Annotated in this window: 17 protein-coding genes and 1 pseudogene; 12 read left to right on the top strand and 6 right to left on the bottom strand. The window is 68.0% G+C overall.

The genetic code is table 11. The features are described from left to right. From ACPYO4_RS15860 to ACPYO4_RS15850, 3 genes and pseudogenes are all read right to left on the bottom strand, one after another. Nucleotides 1-251 (bottom strand): annotated as a pseudogene (locus ACPYO4_RS15860) (hypothetical protein); the annotation flags it as partial. 174 nt (nucleotides 252-425) lie between these two features. Next, on the bottom strand, nucleotides 426-1,217 hold the full coding sequence (locus tag ACPYO4_RS15855; RefSeq protein ID WP_425710223.1) for a cytochrome c biogenesis CcdA family protein: 792 nt from the start codon (nucleotides 1,215-1,217) through the stop codon (nucleotides 426-428). Nucleotides 1,218-1,222: 5 nt separating this feature from the next. After that, complete coding sequence (locus ACPYO4_RS15850) at nucleotides 1,223-1,831, bottom strand: TlpA family protein disulfide reductase (protein WP_425710222.1); 609 nt, start codon at nucleotides 1,829-1,831, stop codon at nucleotides 1,223-1,225. Between the two features lie 464 nt (nucleotides 1,832-2,295). On the opposite strand from ACPYO4_RS15850, the gene ACPYO4_RS15845 reads away from it, so the two are divergent. The 4 genes from ACPYO4_RS15845 (at nucleotide 2,296) to ACPYO4_RS15830 (ending at nucleotide 6,684) form a co-directional block, all read left to right on the top strand. Continuing rightward, nucleotides 2,296-2,931: a DUF305 domain-containing protein gene (locus tag ACPYO4_RS15845; RefSeq protein WP_425710221.1), complete on the top strand. Its 636-nt coding sequence runs from the start codon at nucleotides 2,296-2,298 to the stop codon at nucleotides 2,929-2,931. A gap of 253 nt (nucleotides 2,932-3,184) precedes the next feature. Continuing rightward, nucleotides 3,185-4,645, top strand: coding sequence for a CAP domain-containing protein (locus tag ACPYO4_RS15840; protein WP_425710220.1), 1,461 nt, complete (start codon nucleotides 3,185-3,187; stop codon nucleotides 4,643-4,645). A gap of 180 nt (nucleotides 4,646-4,825) precedes the next feature. After that, the gene (locus ACPYO4_RS15835; RefSeq protein ID WP_425710224.1) at nucleotides 4,826-5,566 is read left to right on the top strand and encodes a response regulator; all 741 of its coding nucleotides are present in this window, start codon (nucleotides 4,826-4,828) and stop codon (nucleotides 5,564-5,566) included. After that, a complete protein-coding gene (locus ACPYO4_RS15830) occupies nucleotides 5,560-6,684 on the top strand; it encodes a sensor histidine kinase (RefSeq protein WP_425710219.1) in 1,125 nt (374 codons plus the stop codon). The genes ACPYO4_RS15835 and ACPYO4_RS15830 overlap by 7 nt, the downstream gene beginning before the upstream one ends. 201 nt (nucleotides 6,685-6,885) lie before the next feature. On the opposite strand, the gene ACPYO4_RS15825 is transcribed toward ACPYO4_RS15830, so the two are convergent. Then, on the bottom strand, nucleotides 6,886-7,533 hold the full coding sequence (locus ACPYO4_RS15825) for a TetR/AcrR family transcriptional regulator (RefSeq protein ID WP_425710218.1): 648 nt from the start codon (nucleotides 7,531-7,533) through the stop codon (nucleotides 6,886-6,888). A gap of 124 nt (nucleotides 7,534-7,657) precedes the next feature. On the opposite strand from ACPYO4_RS15825, the gene ACPYO4_RS15820 reads away from it, so the two are divergent. The 7 genes from ACPYO4_RS15820 to ACPYO4_RS15790 all read left to right on the top strand — a co-directional run bounded on the left by ACPYO4_RS15820 (nucleotide 7,658) and on the right by ACPYO4_RS15790 (nucleotide 15,579). Continuing rightward, nucleotides 7,658-9,055 carry an MFS transporter gene (locus ACPYO4_RS15820; protein WP_425710217.1) on the top strand — a complete coding sequence of 466 codons (1,398 nt, stop codon included), beginning with the start codon at nucleotides 7,658-7,660 and terminating at the stop codon, nucleotides 9,053-9,055. Between the two features lie 100 nt (nucleotides 9,056-9,155). Beyond that, complete coding sequence (locus tag ACPYO4_RS15815) at nucleotides 9,156-9,368, top strand: heavy-metal-associated domain-containing protein (protein ID WP_425710216.1); 213 nt, start codon at nucleotides 9,156-9,158, stop codon at nucleotides 9,366-9,368. Between the two features lies 1 nt (nucleotide 9,369). Next, the gene (locus ACPYO4_RS15810) at nucleotides 9,370-10,356 is read left to right on the top strand and encodes a heavy-metal-associated domain-containing protein (RefSeq protein ID WP_425710215.1); all 987 of its coding nucleotides are present in this window, start codon (nucleotides 9,370-9,372) and stop codon (nucleotides 10,354-10,356) included. After that, complete coding sequence (locus ACPYO4_RS15805; protein WP_425710214.1) at nucleotides 10,343-12,664, top strand: heavy metal translocating P-type ATPase; 2,322 nt, start codon at nucleotides 10,343-10,345, stop codon at nucleotides 12,662-12,664. Before ACPYO4_RS15810 ends, ACPYO4_RS15805 begins: the two co-directional genes overlap by 14 nt. A 34-nt stretch (nucleotides 12,665-12,698) precedes the next feature. After that, nucleotides 12,699-12,962 (top strand): hypothetical protein, encoded by a 264-nt coding sequence (locus ACPYO4_RS15800; RefSeq protein ID WP_425710213.1) that lies wholly within the window; start codon nucleotides 12,699-12,701, stop codon nucleotides 12,960-12,962. A gap of 104 nt (nucleotides 12,963-13,066) precedes the next feature. Continuing rightward, nucleotides 13,067-15,214 carry a heavy metal translocating P-type ATPase gene (locus tag ACPYO4_RS15795; RefSeq protein WP_425710212.1) on the top strand — a complete coding sequence of 716 codons (2,148 nt, stop codon included), beginning with the start codon at nucleotides 13,067-13,069 and terminating at the stop codon, nucleotides 15,212-15,214. 50 nt (nucleotides 15,215-15,264) lie between these two features. Next, nucleotides 15,265-15,579 (top strand): metal-sensitive transcriptional regulator, encoded by a 315-nt coding sequence (locus ACPYO4_RS15790; protein ID WP_425710211.1) that lies wholly within the window; start codon nucleotides 15,265-15,267, stop codon nucleotides 15,577-15,579. Between the two features lie 247 nt (nucleotides 15,580-15,826). On the opposite strand, the gene ACPYO4_RS15785 is transcribed toward ACPYO4_RS15790, so the two are convergent. Continuing rightward, nucleotides 15,827-16,252, bottom strand: coding sequence for a heavy metal-responsive transcriptional regulator (locus tag ACPYO4_RS15785; RefSeq protein ID WP_425710210.1), 426 nt, complete (start codon nucleotides 16,250-16,252; stop codon nucleotides 15,827-15,829). An 86-nt stretch (nucleotides 16,253-16,338) separates the two neighbouring features. Here ACPYO4_RS15785 and merA point away from each other — a divergent pair, with 86 nt between their 5' ends. Then, nucleotides 16,339-17,703 (top strand): mercury(II) reductase, encoded by a 1,365-nt coding sequence (merA, locus tag ACPYO4_RS15780; RefSeq protein ID WP_425710209.1) that lies wholly within the window; start codon nucleotides 16,339-16,341, stop codon nucleotides 17,701-17,703. 132 nt (nucleotides 17,704-17,835) lie between these two features. Here merA and ACPYO4_RS15775 read toward each other — a convergent pair. Further along, the coding region (locus ACPYO4_RS15775; protein ID WP_425710208.1) for a transposase at nucleotides 17,836-18,428 on the bottom strand (593 nt) is incomplete at its 5' end.

The raw sequence follows: 18,428 nt of genomic DNA, 5'->3' as shown, positions 1-18,428 counted from the left end.
AAGTCCTGCTGCCCGTCGGAGAACAGCAGTTCCTCCGACCGGATGGATGCCATGTAGCTGGTGGGGCGTTCTTGACCGCCCAGGCGGTCAAGATGGTCGATCATCTCCGGGACTTCCATCCCGTCCAGGCCGTGGGCGGCGAGAAACCCTTCTTCAGCGCCCTCCACGGACTGCTCGTCGCTGGTGTCTGCGGTCGAGCAGCCAGCCAGGATCAGTACCAACGCCGGGATCGTTGCGGCAAGTCTCTTCACGCTTCTTCTCCTGTCCGACGGTGCTGGCTGCCAGGACCGGACGGCTTCATGTCCTGGGGGGCCGGCACATGGTAGGCAACCGTTGCCCAGGTGGATCTGGGTATTTCGTCCCGGGCTCGAGCATGTCTCATCCGGGAGTGCCGAAGGATCTGCGTCAGCACAAGCGGTGCCCGGTCATACCAGGGTCTGAAAGTTGGCGACCAGGCCCTGGAGGTACCCCGAGAGCCAGCTCCACACCCCGGTGACCATGGCGAGTCCGAGGAGCACGAGCAAGCCTCCGCCAAGTCGTTGGAAGAGGAGACGGTGGCGGCGCAGGAGATCCAGCGCCCGGCGCGAGCGGGACAGCAGCATCGCCCCAGCGACGAACGGGATACCGAGGCCGAGGCTGTAGGCCAGCACGAGGACGCCGCCGCGGGCGGGGTCGGCTTCGCTGAACGCCAGGCTCAGGACGGCGGCCAAGGTCGGTCCCATGCACGGCGCCCATCCCAGCCCGAAGACGACGCCGAGCAGTGGGGCTCCCCAGATCCCTTGACGCGGGGCCAGGCGCAAGCGTCGGTCGCTCTGCAGCATGGGGATGTACCCCATGAATGCCAGCCCCATGAGCACGACGAGCGCGCCAAGGATTCGCGTGATCGTCTCCACCCACGGGGCCAGCAGGATCCCGAGCCAGGCGAACACCACGCCGAGCAGCACGAACACAGCGGTGAAGCCGGCAACGAACAGCAGCGCACCGGCGAGCAGCCGCCCGTCGCGCACCTTCGTGCGTTGCGTCCCTCCGCCGTGCCCGCCAGGCGCCGTCGCTCCGGCCATTCCGCTGAGATAGCCGACGTAGCCAGGCAGTAGGGGCAGCACGCAGGGAGAGGCGAAGGAGATGAAGCCGGCGATCAGCGCGACCGGGAGTGCGGCGAGCATCGGCCCGGTGAGAACCGTGCTGGCAAAGGTAGACCCGAGCTGGTCCCAGAGCATCGCTGTCAGGCCTCCTCGGCGAGGGTGTCGTCGATGAGGCCGCGCAGAACGGTCGGATCGATCTGTCCCATGACGCGCGCGGCCACCCACCCCTGCCGGTCCAGGACCACGGTGGTGGGCATGGCCTGGAGCGGCACAAGCCCCTGGAAGGCGGCGACTGCGGCAGCTCCGCTGTCGTGCACAGAGGGGTAGGGGACCTCGAAGGTCCGCTCAAAGGCTTGAGCGGTCGCGACGTCGTCGCGCGGATTGACTCCCAGCATCTCTACACCCTGGGGGGCATAGTCCTGGTGGATCGCCGCCAGATCGTCGGCTTCAGCCCGGCACGGCGGGCAGGCCGCATACCAGAAATTCACCACCACCACCTCACCGCGCATGTCGTTCACGTCGACCTCCGCACCGTCGTACGTCACCCCGACCAGGTCGATGGAGGCCTGACGCTGCTCGGGCTCCCATAGCTCCAGCGACCCGTCACCCGAGACGTAACCCGTATCAATGCTGAGGTCCGAGTTGGCACCGGGTGCCGAGGCGCAGCCTGCCAGTGCCATCACCGATGCCACGCCGGCCGCAACAAGCCACCGGTCCACCGAGCCTCGACGCCTGTTGTTGGACTTCACGCCTTTCACCCTTCAAGAGCCCTTGGGGGCTCACGTGCCGCTGCCTACACGGGGCCGGTCGTCAGACCGTCCGACCTCGTAGTTCTACAACTTCTCCTACGTGCGTTACTCAGAAGTCTTTTTCGCGCATGGATGCCGATGGGGGCTGGATCCCATCCGGTGTGCGCGAAAGTTGCCAATTGGACCCGCGCTTCCAACGCCACACCATAAGCCCGGTCCAAACGTTGGTGACCTGCACCGCCCGCCCGGTGAGACTCCATGAAGAGTTGATGAAGATTCGCCGCAAACACTGGCATCGATCCCTCACCTCTGGTCGCGCACGGCTAGCGTCGACGCGGCGCCGAGCACGCGGGTGGGCAACTCTGCCAGCAAACCTAATGAGCGGGCCGGCCGATGATGCTTTTCTTGCCGCCCGTCCTGCTAGCCCGGCGCCCCAACTCGAATGATCTGGAGAAAAAGGAACCATGAAATTGAGGACCCTGCTTACCACGGTTGCGGGCGGAACCGTTCTGGCATTGACGCTCGCCGCGTGCGGCAACGGTGACCAAGATGCAGCGACTTCCGCTGCGGCCGAGGAGGAGAGCTCGGAGACGACAACAGAGAGCACGCTGCAGCCGGAGGTATCCGACATGCACAACGAAGCCGACGTGAACTTTGCCCAGATGATGATCGTCCATCACGAGGGCGCCATCGAGATGGCTGACGTAGCGGTGGAACGTGCCGGTAGTCAGGAGGTGCGCACGCTCGCTGAAGGGATCTCCGCAGCCCAGGGGCCGGAGATCACACAGATGACCTCCTGGCTGGAGGCCTGGGGCGAGGAGACCTCTCCGGCCGGTGACGGCGGCATGGACCACGGCGGCATGGAGATGGAAGGGCTGACCCAGGAGGAAGCCATGGTCGAGCTGGAGTCGGTGCCGGACGCCGAGTTCGAACTCCGCTTCCTGGAACTGATGATCGCGCACCATCGCGGCGCGGTGGACATGGCCGAGACCGAACTGGACGACGGTGAGAACCCCGAAGCGCTCGCCCTCGCCCAGACGATGATCGACGACCAGCAAGCGGAGATCACCGAGATGGAAGACATGCTCGAGAGTCGTTGATGCCCAACGGACCCGGGGCAGCACTCATGAGGGCTCGCTCGAGGCTGAGACCCAGCCGCACGGCCACGCGCCGAGAGCCCCGCCACACGATTCCCCCACCTGGTACGGGGCCGCCTCGCGGCGTCAGGGGAAGTTCTGCAGTGCGCCGGATGTCAACCGCGGGACGTGAGCCTGCGCACATGTCCTCGACCCCTAGAAGGTCACGCTTTACTATCGCTCAGGTTACGTTCCGATAACGAGGAGTCCTCCCGACGTGTTTGCACCCCCGCGCGGCCGCCACGCACGGCACCGCACCCTTGCCCCCCGGGTCGCCACCGCGCTCCTGACGGTCGCCGCGGCGACGTCGGTCGCCACGAGTGCCCAGGCCACCGACACCTCCGGCGCAGTACGCACCGTCACCCCGAGCATCCGCACCGACGTCGGCTGGCAGAACCAGGTGGCCAACGCGATCGCCGCCCAGACCAACGCCTACCGCGCGGCCAACGGGCTGTCCCAGCTCACGCGCAGCGGCTCGATCGACTCGGTCGCCCAGTCGTGGTCCAACCACCAGGCGAGCATCGGCTCGATGGTCCACCGCGGCGACTACGGAGCCTCGGCCGTCCCCGGCGGCTCCTCCGGCACCTCCGAGATCCTGTCCTGGGGCATGTACCCCGACCACGGGGCGGACTACTTCATGAGCCAGTGGCGCAACTCGCCGGTGCACAACAGCATCCTGCTCACCGGTTCGTACACGCACTTCGGCGTCGGCGTGGCCGTCTCGGCCGACGGTCGCGTCTTCGCGACGCAGAACTTCGCGACCTACCCGGGCGGCGGCCCGGGCGGCTCCACGCCCGCTCCCGCCGAGCCCGCGCCGGCGGAGCCTGCTCCCGAGCCGGAGCCGGAGCCGCAGGCCGAGCCGCAGCCGGATGCACAGGCCGAGGCCCAGGCGCAGGCCGAGGCCCAGGCCGCACGGACCGACGACGCAGCCTCGCGCGACACCGCCCGCACGGAGCCGGAGCCCGAGCCGGTCCGCCCGCCCGGGACCCCGCGCTTCCTGCTGTCGGACGAGCTCGCCGGCGACGCCGTGCACAACTTCCTCTACGGCGTCGAGGGCGACGAGATCTTCGTCGGCGACTGGGACGGCGACGGCACCGACACGATCACGGTGCGCCGCGGCAACGAGCTGCACGTCTCGGACACCCTGGGTACCGGCCCGGCGGAGCGCGTCGTCGAGCTCGGGGCTGGCGAGGGCCACGAGATCGTTCAGGGCGATTTCGACGGCGACGGCACCGACACGTTCGCGGTGCGTCACGGCAACGTCCTGCACATCATCAACGACCTCGACAACCCGGGCGAGATCGAGCTGGCCGCCTTCGGCGCCGACGGCGACACGCTCCTCGTCGGCGACTGGGACGGCGACGGCACCGACACGTTCGGCGTCCGCCGAGGCACCGACGTCGTCTACACGAACGACCCGACCGGCGCGAGCGTCGACGGCGAGTTCTCCCTCGGCGAGGCGACCGACCTCGTCCTCGTGGGCGACTGGGACGGTGACGGCGCGGACAGCCTCGCCCTCCAGCGCGGCGCCGACTTCTTCGTCAGCAACGAGAACGCGGACGGCGCCGAGGTCGAGGAGACCCGGTACGGCCGCGACGGCGACACCGCCGTCTTCGGCGACTTCGACGGCGACGGTTCGGACAGCCTCGGCGTCGTCCGCATCGAGCAGACCCGCTGACCCGGCCCCCCCGGCTGCATCAGCACGACCCGACGGGGTCACCGGTCCCACCCTGGACCGGTGACCCCGTCGCCGTCCGGCCCGGACCAGCCAGCCGCGTGAACGACGTCGGTCGATCTGATCGACGGGGTGCTACCCGGCGATTCGCACGATCGCGGACGGGTGAGCCACCGGGAGGCGATGCTCTTGCTTCACGATGACGCCGTGGCTCCGCACGCTTCCCCTGACGCGAATCTGCCGCGAGTTCTCGTCGTGGACGACGAGGCGCCATTGGCGCGACTGGTAGCGAGCTACCTGGAACGTGACGGCTTCGAGGTCGAGGTCACCGGCGACGGGAACGACGCGGTCGAGCTCGCGCGGCGATGGCACCCCGGCGTGATCGTCCTCGACCTGGGCCTCCCGGGCATCGACGGCATCGAGATCTGCGGGATCGTGCGCACCTTCTCCGACTGTTACATCATCATGCTCACCGCCCGCGTGGAAGAGATCGACAAGCTCCTCGGTCTGTCGGTGGGGGCCGATGACTACATGACCAAGCCGTTCAGCCCGCGGGAGCTCGTCGCCCGGGTGCGGGCGATGCTGCGCCGCCCGCGCCTAGACTCGGGCGACACCCGTCGCTCGGCGTCGTTCGGGCCGCTGACGGTGGACGTCGTAGGCCGGGAGGTGTTCCTCGCCGAGCATCCGGTGGAACTGACCCGCACGGAGTTCGACGTCCTGTCCGCGCTCGCGACACGCCCACACATGGCTTTTTCCCGGCGCGAACTGATCGAGGCGGTGTGGGGGCCGGGCTGGGGCGGCGACGAGCACCTCGTCGACGTACATGTCGGACATCTCCGGCAGAAGCTCGGTGACAAGGCGTCCGCGCCGAAGTTCATCCGGACAGTTCGTGGGATCGGTTACCGGATGGGGCCGGGATGGTGAGCAGCGGCCGGCCGAGGTCATGGGGGTTGGGTGCTCGGCTGCTTGCGGCGATCGTGGCGGTCATCCTCGTGGCAGCGGGCACTGCGTGGGTTGTCGCCGCGGCCATCGGGCCGGTGATCTTCCACGACCACATGCTCATGGCCGAGCCGGCGGAATCGGATGTCGTCGCCCACGCCGAGCAGGCCTTCACCACTGCGTCGACGCTGGCCCTCTCCCTTGCTCTGCTCGCCGGCCTCCTGACATCGGTCGTGGTGAGCGTCCTCGTCACCCGGCGGATCGCCAGGTCGTTGGAACGGGTGCGGCACGCGGCAGCCAAGGTAGCGAACGGGGACTACGAGGCCCGTGTCCCCGAGGTGCACATGGGGTCCGAGTTCGACGATCTCGCGGCGGCTTTCAACACCATGGCCACCGATCTGGGGCAGATCGAACAGACACGCACGCGGATGCTCGGGGATCTGGCCCACGAGATGCGCACCCCTGTGGCAACGCTGGACGGCTATCTCGAGGGCATGATCGACGGCGTTGTCCAGGTGGACGAACCGACCTTGGGCATGCTGCGCGAGCAGGCCGGTCGGCTCTCCCGCCTGGCACATGACATCACCCTGGTCACCGCGGCCGGCGAGGGACGGTTGAGCATGCGACAGGAACTACTGGTCGTCGGGGACCTCCTCGACGATGCCTGGGCCCAGGCGCGGGCAGGGTATGCGGACAAAGGTGTCCACCTGCACCTCAGCGGCACCGACAGCGACCGACGCACCACCATCGTGGCCGACCGTGACCGGCTCGGACAGGTGCTGACGAACCTCCTCGACAACGCGTTACGACACACACCCGGTCACGGGCGGGTGGAGCTGGGCGTCCAACGCGACGTGCCCGTCCTCCGGTTGTGGGTCAAGGACAACGGCGACGGAATCACCGCTGAGCACCTGCCGCACATCTTCGAACGCTTCTACCGGGCCGACGCCGCCCGCGACCGCGCACACGGCGGATCAGGGATCGGGCTCGCCATCGTCCGATCCATCGTCGAAGCCCATAGCGGCACCGTGACCGTGACCAACCCCGGCCCGGGCGCCCTGTTCACCATCGACCTGCCTATGAACCACCCTCAGCCCGCGTAGGGCACAGTGGGAAACGTTCAGACGGCTCGACAGTGCGCGGCACTGAGCGGTACAGAGGGCAACTCATCGTCCGGTCGGGCCGGATACGTACGACTGTGGGACGTTGATCTTCGTTCGCTGGGATCAGCGGTGCTGCTCAGTGACTTCGTCGAGAAGCCCGCGCCCGCGCCCGCGCCGATGATGCCCACCCGTGAGCGTTCATCATGTGCTTCCGGGCTGCGCAGCGTTCGCAAAAGCCGGCAGCAGGATGGCGTCGATGAACCAGGGGGCGTCCTCGGCGTTGAGCCGCCCGGCTCGCACTTCCTCGGCCGCCCCGTTGATCACGACGTGGGTAGTGGCCAGGAGCCAGCTGACCGGAAGGTCAGCGCGAAAGGCGCCTTCGTGCTGACCACGCTCGAGCAGGTCGCGCATGCGGGCTTCGGCCTTCTCGTGGTGTTCGCGGATGCGGGCTGCAGGCAGTTCCTTCTGCGCCGCAGCCAGCACGGCCCTCGCCTGGTCCACGAGGACCCAGCTGGAGGCGACGAGCCGCTGGAACGCCTTACGGGCGTCACCGTCCAGTGACACCTCGCGCAGGACCTCCTCACCGCGTTCGAGGCTGTCGATGAGTGCAGCCTCGATGAGTTCGGTACGGGTCGCGAAGTGCCCGTACAGCGTCATGCGGCCCACCCCCGCCTCGGCAGCGATGTCGGCCACCGAGGCGTCGGGGTGCTCGCGGATCGCAGTGACGACCGCCGCCAGGATCTTCGCTCGGTTGCGTTGCGCGTCGGCCCGCTGGTTGGCCGCGCGGCGGTCACCTGCTGCGGGCGCTTGCTGGGGCCCGTCGTTCGTCAGGGGCTTCTTGGCCGCCATGCTCCACCTCAGTACTCGTACGGGAATGTATGAGATAGTCTAACCGCTGTATCTCGTACACACATGATTGAGTTGCGTGGGCGAAGCGCAGAACCCATGGGCACCGTCGAGTAGAAGGAGATCGATGATGACTGCGACACAACACGAGCAAGTAGGCGAAGGGGCCCACCCCAAGCGCTGGCTGGCGCTGGGCCTGTTGGGCACGGCCCAATTCATGTTGATCCTCGACGTCACGGTCGTGGCGATCGCCCTGCCGCAGATGGGACTGGACCTGAACCTGTCACGCGAGGCGATGACCTGGGTGGTGGCCGCGTACACAGTGACCTTCGGCAGTCTGATGCTCCTGGGTGGGCGCAGCGCCGATCTGTTCGGCTCCAAACCGATCGTCTATACCGGGCTGTTCATCTTCACCGCCGGGTCGCTGCTGGCCGGGCTGTCCGAGAGCGGCGGCGTCCTGCTCGGCGGGCGAGTCGCGCAGGGCCTGGGTGCAGCGCTGCTCTCACCCGCCGCCCTGTCCGTGGTGGTGCGACTGTTCACCGGCGACGAGCGCAACCGCGCCCTGGGTATCTGGTCCGCCCTCGGCGGTGGCGGCGCGGCGGTCGGCGTGTTGCTCGGCGGCCTGATCACCGCGGGGCCGGGCTGGCCATGGGTGTTCTTCATCAACATCCCCGTCGGTCTCATCGTGCTGGCAGGCCTGCTGTGGGTGCTCCCACCACTGCCACCTGGCGCCGGCCCGCGGCCATCACTCGACATCCTCGGCGCGCTGCTGGTCACCGCAGCGACGGGCTCCGCGATCTACGCCCTGACCGTGGCTGGTGAGCTCGGTTGGACCAGTCCGCAGACTCTTATCGCTGCGGGGGCGGCCGTTGTGCTCTATCTGCTGTTCGGGTGGCGACAGAAGACCGCTGCATCCCCGCTGATGAATCTCAGCCTGCTGGGCCGACGATCTGTGGGTGCCGGGGTGTTCGTGATCCTGATCGCCACCGCGCTGATGGTCGCGGTGTTCTTCCTGGGCACCTTCTACTTCCAGCAGTTCGCCGGACATGGCCCTCTGGCAACCGGCTTGCTGTTCCTGCCGATCGCACTGGCCACGATGACAGGTGCCAATCTCGGCGGACGCCTGATCGCCCGCCTGGGAGCGCGCGCCCTGGGAGCTGTCGGCATGCTCATCGCAGCCATCGGCCTGATGGTGCCCGCCTTGTGGCCCACAACCGTGGCGACCACGATCGGCATCAGCTTCGGAGCCTTCGGTATCGGCGCACTGTTCGTCGTCGCCGCGGCCACGGCGCTGGGACAGATCGGGCCGGCGGAGGCCGGCATCGCCTCGGGCCTGCTGAGCACCTTCCACGAGTTCGGCGCCTCGGTCGGCGTCGCCACGGTCTCCAGCATCGCAGCCCTCAGCCTCGCCACCGATGGTGGCACCGCAGGCTTCCAACAGGCCTTCACGGCCGCCGCCATCGCCGCAGTGGTTGCCGCCGTGATCTCAACGATCGCGATTCCGCGGCAACCCGCTCGCACCTAAGCCGCGAGCCTCACCCCTGTGGGCTCACCACTTGCATCAGATACCCCTACCAGGTATAAGTGGTGATACCCCCCCTGAGGTATCTCTGAAGGAGAAGGACATGACCACTACGTCCACATACACCGTGACCGGCATGAGCTGCGGCCACTGCGAGGGCGCGATCCGCGCCGAGGTATCGCAGATCGCCGGAGTCCAGGACATCGAGGTCAGCGCGGCCACGGGCCGCTTAGCCGTCACAACGAACGACCCGGCGGACGATGCCGCGGTGATCGCCGCGGTCGACGAGGCCGGCTACCAGGCCACCCCCAGCTGATATGCGAGCCCCGGCACGGCTCGGTTTGTACGGGCTGCTCCTCGTGTCCGTGTTCGCCGTGGCATTCGTCACGGCGGGCGCGGTCATCCCCGAGCAGACCGTGCAGAGCTGGACAGAAGAGACGGAACAAACCGATCACGCAGGGGAACAAGACATGGGCACCGGCGGCCACGAGACACACACCGACGATGCGTCCTCACTGGGTCTCGGCGTCGCGCAGGACGGCTACCGGCTCACCGGGGTCACCGCTCCCGCGGAGACCGGCACCGACGGCGACCTGTCACTGATCGTCACGGGACCCGCCGGGGACCCGGTCACCGACTTCGAGCTGGAGCACGAGAGGGAGTTGCACCTGATCGCGGTCCGCACTGATGGGCAGCACTTCCACCACGTCCACCCCGAGATGAACGCGGATGGCACCTGGTCGATCCCCTGGCAGTGGGATGCAGCCGGCTCCTACCGCGTGTTTGCCGACTTCGTGCCCGCCGAGGCCGGTGAGGGCATCACTCTGTCGACCTCGGTACAGGTCGCCGGCAACTACGCCCCAGCACCGGCTGAGCCTGCCACCACGACCACGGTGGATGGCTACGAGGTCAGCGTGACCGGCGACCTGGTGGCAGGTGCATCGACCCGGCTGACGATGGCCATCACCCGTGACGGGCAGCCGGTCACCGAGCTGGAGCCGTACCTGGGGGCCTTCGGGCACTTGGTGGCGCTGCGTGCGGGCGATCTGGCCTACCTGCACGTCCACCCGCACGGCGAGGAGCCCCAGCCGGGCCAGACATCGGGACCGGAGATCGTGTTCGAGGCCACCGCGCCGACCCCGGGACGGTACCTGCTCTACCTCGACTTCCAGGTCGAGGGTCAGGTCCACACCGCACCGCTGGTGCTGGATACCACCGGCGACGCCGGGACAGACCACGGCGAGGCCGAAGAGTCGGACCACACCGATGAGCACGAGGAGGGAGGCGGCCATGACCACGACTGAGAACACCACCGGCGCCAGCAGCGTCGAACTGCAGATCGGTGGCATGACCTGCGCCTCGTGTGCGAACCGGATCGAGAAGAAACTCAACAAGCTCGACGGGATCACCGCCAGCGTCAACTACGCCACCGAGAAGGCCAGCGTGAGTGGACCGGAGGGCCTGGACCCGCAGACGCTGATCGCCGAGGTGGAGAAGACCGGCTACACCGCCGCCCTCCCCACCCCCGCGAAAAGGGCCGGTGACGCACCGGGCAGCGAGGCCGAATCGGCCGAGGACGCCGAACTGCGCTCGCTGCGCCAACGGCTCATCGGTTCGGCGGTCCTGGCTGTCCCGGTGATCGCGATGGCGATGATCCCGGCACTCCAGTTCGACTACTGGGGCTTCGCCTCGCTCGTGCTGGCCGCCCCGGTGGTGGTGTGGGCCGGCTGGCCCTTCCACAAGGCAGCCTGGACCAACCTGCGCCATGGTGCGGCGACGATGGACACCCTGATCTCGGTGGGCACGACCGCAGCCCTGGTGTGGTCGATCATCGCGCTGTTCTTTGGCACCGCAGGCCAACCCGGGGTGGTCCATCCGTTCGAGTTGACCATCTCCCGCGGTGATGGTCTCGGGCACATCTACCTGGAGGTCGCAGCCGGGGTGATCACGTTCATCCTGCTGGGGCGCTACTTCGAGAAGCGGTCCAAGCGCCGCGCCGGTGCCGCCCTGCGGGCGCTGCTGGAACTCGGCGCGAAGGAGGTCTCGGTCCTGCGCGAGGGTCGGGAACAGCGGGTGCCGATCGAGGAGCTCTCCGTCGGTGACGAGTTCATCGTCCGGCCCGGGGAGAAGATCGCCACCGACGGGGTCATCACCTCGGGCAACAGCGCCATCGATGCCTCCATGCTCACCGGAGAATCCGTACCGGTCGAAGTGACCGAGGGCGATTCGGTCACCGGTGCGACGGTCAACGCCGGGGGCCGACTGGTCGTGCGGACAACCCGTGTCGGCTCCGATACCCAGCTGGCGCAGATGGCGAAGATGGTCGAGGATGCCCAGTCCGGTAAGGCCGAGATCCAGCGGCTGGCCGATCGGGTCTCGGGGGTGTTCGTCCCGATCGCGATCGCGATCGCCGTCGCCACGCTCGGGGCCTGGATCGGCGCCGGTTTCCCCGTCAGTGCGGGCTTCACCGCCGCGGTGGCGGTGCTGATCATCGCCTGCCCCTGCGCCCTGGGGCTGGCCACCCCGACCGCCCTGCTGGTCGGCACCGGGCGGGGGGCGCAGATGGGTGTGCTGATCAAGGGTCCCGAGACTTTGGAATCCACGCGCCGGGTCGACACGATCGTGCTGGACAAGACCGGCACCGTCACCACCGGCAAGATGACCCTGGGCGATGTGATCGTCGCCGAGGGAGTGGATCGTACCGAGCTGTTGCGACTGGCCGGCGGTCTGGAGGATGCCTCGGAGCATCCCATCGCTCAGGCGATCGCCGCTGGAGCTACCGCCGAGGTCGGCGCCCTTCCCACGCCGGAGTCCTTCGAGAACGTCGAGGGCCTCGGTGTCCAGGGTGTCGTCGATGGGCGCACCGTCCTCGCCGGCCGCGAGGTCTTGCTGCGCGACTGGTCGCAGCACCTCGACGAGAATCTGCGGTCGGCCAAGCAGGCCGCCGAGGCGCAGGGCAAGACCGCGATCGCGGTCGGCTGGGATGGTCGGGCACGCGGCGTGCTGGTCGTGGCCGATCAGGTCAAGCCCACCAGTGCCGAAGCGATCGCCCAGTTCAAAGAACTCGGTCTCACGCCGGTGCTGCTCACCGGGGACAACCAGAGCGTGGCCGAGCAGGTCGCCTCGGAGGTCGGCATCGAGTCGGTCATCGCCGAAGTCCTGCCCAAGGACAAGGTCGATGTCGTGGCCCGCCTCCAAGACGAAGGCAAGGTCGTCGCGATGGTCGGCGACGGCGTCAACGACGCTCCCGCCCTGGCCCAGGCCGACCTCGGCCTGGCGATGGGCACCGGCACCGACGTCGCGATCGAGGCCGCCGACATCACCCTCGTCCGCGGTGACCTCCGAGCCGCGGCGGACGCGATCCGCCTTTCCCGGCGCACGCTGGGCACGATCAAGACCAACCTGTTCTGGGCCTTCGCCTACAACACCGCTGCCATCCCGCTGGCGGCCTTCGGTCTGCTCAACCCGATGCTCGCCGGGGCGGCCATGGCCCTGTCCAGCGTGTTCGTCGTCAGCAACAGCCTGCGCCTGCGGACCTTCACCGCCCGGGCCGATGACAGTGCGCCAGCTCCCACACGAGCACCGGCTGAGCGTGAACCCGTCCACGTCTGACACCGGCATCAACACCACAGGAAAGGAACACACGATGACCGCACATGAGGACCACAACCACCACGAAACACCGCAGGGCGGAGGGTGCCACAGCCACCAGCCCACGACGGAGAGCCTGGCCAGTGTCGGGGCCGACGAGATCACCGAGTGCCCCGTGATGGTCGGCACCGCGGTGATCAAGTCCGAGGCCGAAGAAGCCGGACTCGCCCGCGACTACAACGGGCAGCGGTACTGGCTGTGCTGCGCCTCCTGCGGGCCGCTCTTCGACGCCGACCCCGAACGCTACGTCGCCGCATAAGCACATTCGACCGGTCCCGCTCGCCCCGACCCCAGTCCGGGGTGAGCGGGACCGCCGCCCCGGTGAACCAGGAACGGTCAGGGGCGCAGGAAGGAGAAAACAGCATGAGCCACGACCATCCGACCGCGTCACAGACCGCGACGCACGACGACCACAGCACGCACGATGCACACGACCAGGGCATGCATGACAGTCATGCAGGCCACCACGACCACGCGGATCACGAAGCCCCCGGTGGTCACGCCGGGCATGCCGGGCATGGTGACCACGTCGGTCAGTTCCGTCGCCTGTTCTGGATCATGCTCGTTCTCGCCGTGCCCGTCGTTGGGTTCAACGACATGTTCGCCGACCTCATCGGCTACCAGCTGCCCGAGGCCGAATGGGTCTGGTGGGTCTCGCCGATCCTGGGCACGGTCATCTACTTCTGGGGCGGCTGGCCGTTCCTGACCGGCGCAATCTCGGAGATCCGCTCCCGCAAGCCCGGCATGATGCTGCTCATCGGCCTGGCCATCACGGTGGCGTTCATCGCGTCCTGGGGCGCGAGCCTGCGCCTGCTGGACCATGAGCTGAACTTCTGGTGGGAACTGGCCCTGCTGGTGGTCATCATGCTGCTGGGCCACTGGATCGAGATGCGGTCCCTGGCCCAAACCACGTCCGCCCTCGACTCCCTGGCAGCGCTGCTCCCGGATGAGGCCGAGAAGGTCGACGGCGATCAGGTCGTGAAGGTTGCCCCCGCCGACCTCATCGTCGGCGACGTGGTCATCGTCCGCCCGGGCGCCGCGGTGCCCGCCGATGGAAAGATCGTCGACGGGTCGGCGAGCATGGACGAGTCCATGGTCACCGGAGAGTCGAAGACGGTACGTCGCGAGACCGGTGAGCAGGTCGTCGCTGGCACTGTCGCCACCGACTCCGGGCTGCGCGTCGAGGTCACTGCCACCGGTGACGACACCGCCCTGGCGGGCATCCAGAAGCTCGTCGCCGACGCGCAGGCCTCGTCCTCGCGCGCGCAGCGGATCGCCGACACCGCCGCTGCCTGGTTGTTCTGGTTCGCCCTCGGCGCCGCATTGATCACCGCAGTCGTCTGGAGTCTTATCGGCCTGCCGGAATCCGCGGTCGTGCGCACCGTCACCGTGCTCGTGATCGCCTGCCCTCACGCGCTGGGACTGGCAATCCCGCTCGTGGTCTCCATCGCCACCGAGCGTGCTGCCCGCGGCGGCGTGCTGATCAAGGACCGGCTCGCCCTGGAATCGATGCGCACCGTCGATGCCGTGCTGTTCGACAAGACCGGCACGCTGACCAAGGGTGAGCCCACCGTCACCGCCATCGAACCGGTCGGGAACCGCAGCGCCGAGGAGGTACTGGCACTGGCCGCGGCGGCGGAATCCGACAGCGAGCACCCCCTGGCCAAGGCCATCATCGGCGCAGCCGGTGCCCGCGAGCTTCCAGTCGCGAAGGCGCGGGACTTCTCCTCCTCCCCGGCAGTCGGGGTCAAGGCAACAGTGGACAGCTCCGTGATCGAGGTCGGCGGCCCGTACCTGCTCGACCAGCACGGATTGGAGGAACTGTCGGTCGCCGACGAGTGGCGGGACGAGGGCGCGATCATCCTCCACGTCCTGGCCGACGGTGAGGTCATCGGGGCGCTGCGGCTGGCCGATGAGATCCGCTCCGAATCCCGTGAGGCCGTCGACGCCCTGCACGCTGCCGGCGCCCAGGTGGTAATGATCACCGGTGACGCGCAGGCCGTTGCCGACACCGTCGCGAAGGAGCTGGGCATTGACCGGGTCTTCGCCGGAGTGCGGCCCGAGGACAAGGCTGCCAAGGTCGCCGAGCTCCAGGACGAAGGCAGGAAGGTCGCCATGGTGGGCGACGGCGTCAACGACGCCCCTGCTCTGGCCCAGGCCGATGTCGGTATCGCCATTGGTGCCGGCACCGATGTCGCGATCGGTTCCGCCGGGGTCATCCTGGCTTCCTCCGACCCGCGCTCGGTGCTCTCCGTCATCGAGCTCTCCCGCGCCAGCTACCGGAAGATGAAGCAGAACCTGTGGTGGGCCGCCGGCTACAACCTGATCTCGGTGCCCCTGGCCGCTGGCGTGCTCGCACCGATCGGGTTCGTGCTGCCGATGAGCATCGGCGCGATCCTGATGTCGGTCTCGACCGTCGTCGTCGCGCTCAACGCTCAGCTGCTCCGCCGCCTCGACCTCACGCCCGAGGCCAGCGCGGCCAAGATCCTTGACCAGGACACCTCCAAGTGATCGCCCCGGCGGTGCCGGATCGAGTACCGCACACCTCAGGAGAAGACACGATGGGCACCATCACCACGCCATCAGCCGAAGTCGACCATGGCTACATCAGTGACAAGGACCGCTACCTTGCCCGTCTCAAGCGCATCGAGGGACAAGCACGCGGCATCCACCGCATGATCGATGAGGACACCTACTGCATCGACATCCTCACTCAGATCAGCGCCGTCACCTCGGCGTTGGAGAACGTCGCTCTGGCCCTCTTGGACGACCACCTCAAGCACTGCGTGGTGGATGCCGCCAGGACCGGTGGCTCCGAAGCCGACGAGAAGATCAAGGAAGCCTCCGCGGCCATCACTCGCCTCGTGAAGTCCTGAGGAGGCAGTCATGGGTAGGACGCGAAGGGCGCTCAGCGGCGTGCATGAGTGGCGTGATGCCCTCGAGGCACGGATCGACCACCACAACCAGCACCGACCGCGCTCGGCGTGCGGAAGCCGCCCTTCACGCGATTGATCAACGTCCCCGAGCAGCACAACTAGTAGCCCCACCGCAGCCGCCTACCTTCGTCTTGTTGGGGTAGACCCTGCGCGGAGTAATCCGCGGATCGACACCGGATTTAGGTGTTCAGCTGCTGGAGGAGCGGTCGGTCAGTTGGCTGGTCGGGATGGCGTGGCAGACGTGCTGGGGGAGGCACTGGCCGGGATCCAGTGTGGTCGCCCGCTGGCTGAGCCGGCGCACATGCTCGAGCAGGTCACTGAGGGCGGTGATGCGCGCTTGGAGGGCGGTGGCGTGGTTCTCCAGCATGGCAGCGACGTGCTGGCAGGGTGCTCCGCTCGCCTCCCGCGCCGAGATGACATCGCGGACCTGAGCGAGGGTCAGACCGGCGGCCTGGGCTGCCTTGACGAACGCGAGACGGTCGACCGCACTGGAGTCATAGACCCGGTAGCCCGATGTGGTCCGAGCGGGCGCCGGCAATACACCGGCCGTCTCGTAGAACCGGATGGTCTTGGGACGCACACCGGTCTGCGCGGCCAGCTCTCCGATACGCATGCCTCGACCGTACGCCCTTGACCTTCCAGTGTGCTGGAAGGTTTACGGTCGAAGCGACCGGGTGCGGACCGAAGGAGAGATAGTCCATGGAGTACGACTTGATCGTCATCGGCACCGGAGGTGGGGCCATGGCCGCCGGGATCGAGGCGCGCTCCCGGGGCAAGAGCGTGCTGCTCATCGAGCACGGTCCGCTCGGCGGTACCTGCCTGAACGTGGGCTGCATCCCGAGCAAGAACCTGCTAGCCGCCGCCGGTCAGCGCCACCGCGCCTTGGCCAGCCCGTTTCGTGGTGTGCCCACCAGCGCTGAGGGCGCGGTGGTGGGCGAACTGATGACCCAGAAGCAGGGACTCATCGAGGACCTGCGCCAGGCGAAGTACGCCGACGTCGCCGAGGCCCACGGGTTTCCCATCATGTACGGGCACGCGCAGTTCCTCGACGAGCAGAGCATCCAGGTCGGGAACCGGACGTTGCACGCTGGGGCATACGTCATCGCAACCGGAGCAACCCCGCACATCCCCGACCTGCCCGGTATCGGTGCGGTCGACTACCTGACTTCGACCACCGCCATGGAGCAACAGAACCTGCCCACCTCCCTGGTCGTGCTCGGTGGTGGGTACGTCGGCTTGGAGCAGGCCCAGCTGTGGGCCCAGCTGGGCGTGAACGTCACCCTCGTGGGCCGAGTCGCCCCCTACGCTGAACCCGAGGTCGCTGACGTGCTCCGCACCGCCTTCCAGGAGGAGGGCATCGCGGTGATCGAGGAACACGGGCGGGAAGTAGCGCCTCACGCCGGAGGGGCCATCGTCACCACCGACAGCGGCGTTCACGTCCATGGCCAGCGGTTGTTGATCGCCACCGGTCGCCGCGCCAGCACCAGCGGTCTTCGGCTGGACGCCGCCGGAATCGGCACCGACGCCCGCGGATTCATCCGCGTGGATGAGAACCTGCGCACGACCAACCACCGCGTGCACGCCGCCGGGGATGTCTCCGGTGCCCCGCAGTACGTTTACGTCGCCGCGAAGACTGGCCGGGTCGCCGCCGCCGGTGCGCTGGGTGAGCCCTCCACGGTGGACTACCGCGGCCTGCCCGGGGTCACCTTCACGACTCCGCAGATCGCCAGCGCCGGACTGACCGAAGCCCGCGCCCTCGAGCTCGGCCACGACTGCGACTGCCGAATCCTGGGGGCGCAGGACATCCCGCGCGCACTGGTCAACCAGGACACTCGGGGGGTCCTCAAACTCGTCATCGACGCCCAGACCCGCAAGGTCCTGGGTGTGCACGCTGCACTTGACGGCGCCGGAGAGCTCATGCTCGCCGCGACGTACGCCATCAAGTTCGGGCTGACCGTCGAGGACCTGGCGGACACCTGGGCGCCCTACCTCACGATGAGCGAAGCCCTCCGCATAGCGGCCGGCCTGTTCCGTTCGACCATGCCCACCAGCTGCTGCGCCTGAACAGCGTTGACCGCCGAGCGTGAACCCGTACCCAGGTACGAGTCGCCGGTGCGGGCTTCTTTACACTGGCACGGTGCCGTTGGCCCCCTCGACCCGAGCGATGGAGCGCCACCAGATTGGCCTGTATCTGGCTCATCGCAGTTGAGGGTGTAGGTGGGGTCTGAATCCTCCTGCTTCGAGCAGGCTGCGGGCGGTGTAGTGGGTCAGGTTCCGGAAGCCCAGTGCGGAGCCGCGCAGGTGCTCGAGCCGCCCGTTGATCGCTTCGGTCGGGCCGTTCGACGTGCCGGGTCGATCGAAGAACGCGAGCACGTCGTTGGCTCGCTGCTTGAGGGTGCGGCCGAGGCTGCGGATCTCGACGAGCGCGGCAGGGACGCCGCCGCGCAGGGCGTCGATCACGGCCCGCATCGCCAGTTTCGCCTTGTTCTTGTCGGGCTCGCGGTAGGCGGCCACGATGCGCTGGTAGATGCCCCATGTCGCCTCGACCGCGACGTGCTCGTCGCTGGCGAACAGCGCCTCGAGACGGGCGTACTGCTTCTCGGTGAGCAGACTGGCGCCGGTGTGGAGCGCGCGGCGCGCCTTGTAGAGCGGATCGCCGGCGCGGCCGCGATGCCCGAGCGTGTCCTGCTGCACCCGCTGCCGGCACCGGTCCAGCGTATTGCCGGCGAGACGGACGACATGGAACGGGTCCATCACCGGTACCGCGTCAGGGAGCTCTTCCGCGCTAG

Origin of the sequence: Georgenia sp. Z1491 (assembly GCF_049856175.1) — a bacterium.
Lineage (GTDB): Bacteria > Actinomycetota > Actinomycetes > Actinomycetales > Actinomycetaceae > JB111.
Note: the sequence above shows the minus strand (reverse complement) of the source record. Positions and strands in the feature narration are given on the sequence as shown.

Coding starts and splice junctions, on each gene's coding strand:
- ACPYO4_RS15855 (WP_425710223.1), bottom strand. CDS start 1,217: ATGCTCTGGGACCAGCTCGGGTCTACCTTTGCCAGCACGGTTCTCACC.
- ACPYO4_RS15845 (WP_425710221.1), top strand. CDS start 2,296: ATGAAATTGAGGACCCTGCTTACCACGGTTGCGGGCGGAACCGTTCTG.
- ACPYO4_RS15835 (WP_425710224.1), top strand. CDS start 4,826: ATGCTCTTGCTTCACGATGACGCCGTGGCTCCGCACGCTTCCCCTGAC.
- ACPYO4_RS15830 (WP_425710219.1), top strand. CDS start 5,560: ATGGTGAGCAGCGGCCGGCCGAGGTCATGGGGGTTGGGTGCTCGGCTG.
- ACPYO4_RS15825 (WP_425710218.1), bottom strand. CDS start 7,533: ATGGCGGCCAAGAAGCCCCTGACGAACGACGGGCCCCAGCAAGCGCCC.
- ACPYO4_RS15820 (WP_425710217.1), top strand. CDS start 7,658: ATGATGACTGCGACACAACACGAGCAAGTAGGCGAAGGGGCCCACCCC.
- ACPYO4_RS15815 (WP_425710216.1), top strand. CDS start 9,156: ATGACCACTACGTCCACATACACCGTGACCGGCATGAGCTGCGGCCAC.
- ACPYO4_RS15810 (WP_425710215.1), top strand. CDS start 9,370: ATGCGAGCCCCGGCACGGCTCGGTTTGTACGGGCTGCTCCTCGTGTCC.
- ACPYO4_RS15805 (WP_425710214.1), top strand. CDS start 10,343: ATGACCACGACTGAGAACACCACCGGCGCCAGCAGCGTCGAACTGCAG.
- ACPYO4_RS15800 (WP_425710213.1), top strand. CDS start 12,699: ATGACCGCACATGAGGACCACAACCACCACGAAACACCGCAGGGCGGA.
- ACPYO4_RS15795 (WP_425710212.1), top strand. CDS start 13,067: ATGAGCCACGACCATCCGACCGCGTCACAGACCGCGACGCACGACGAC.
- ACPYO4_RS15790 (WP_425710211.1), top strand. CDS start 15,265: ATGGGCACCATCACCACGCCATCAGCCGAAGTCGACCATGGCTACATC.
- ACPYO4_RS15785 (WP_425710210.1), bottom strand. CDS start 16,252: ATGCGTATCGGAGAGCTGGCCGCGCAGACCGGTGTGCGTCCCAAGACC.
- merA (WP_425710209.1), top strand. CDS start 16,339: ATGGAGTACGACTTGATCGTCATCGGCACCGGAGGTGGGGCCATGGCC.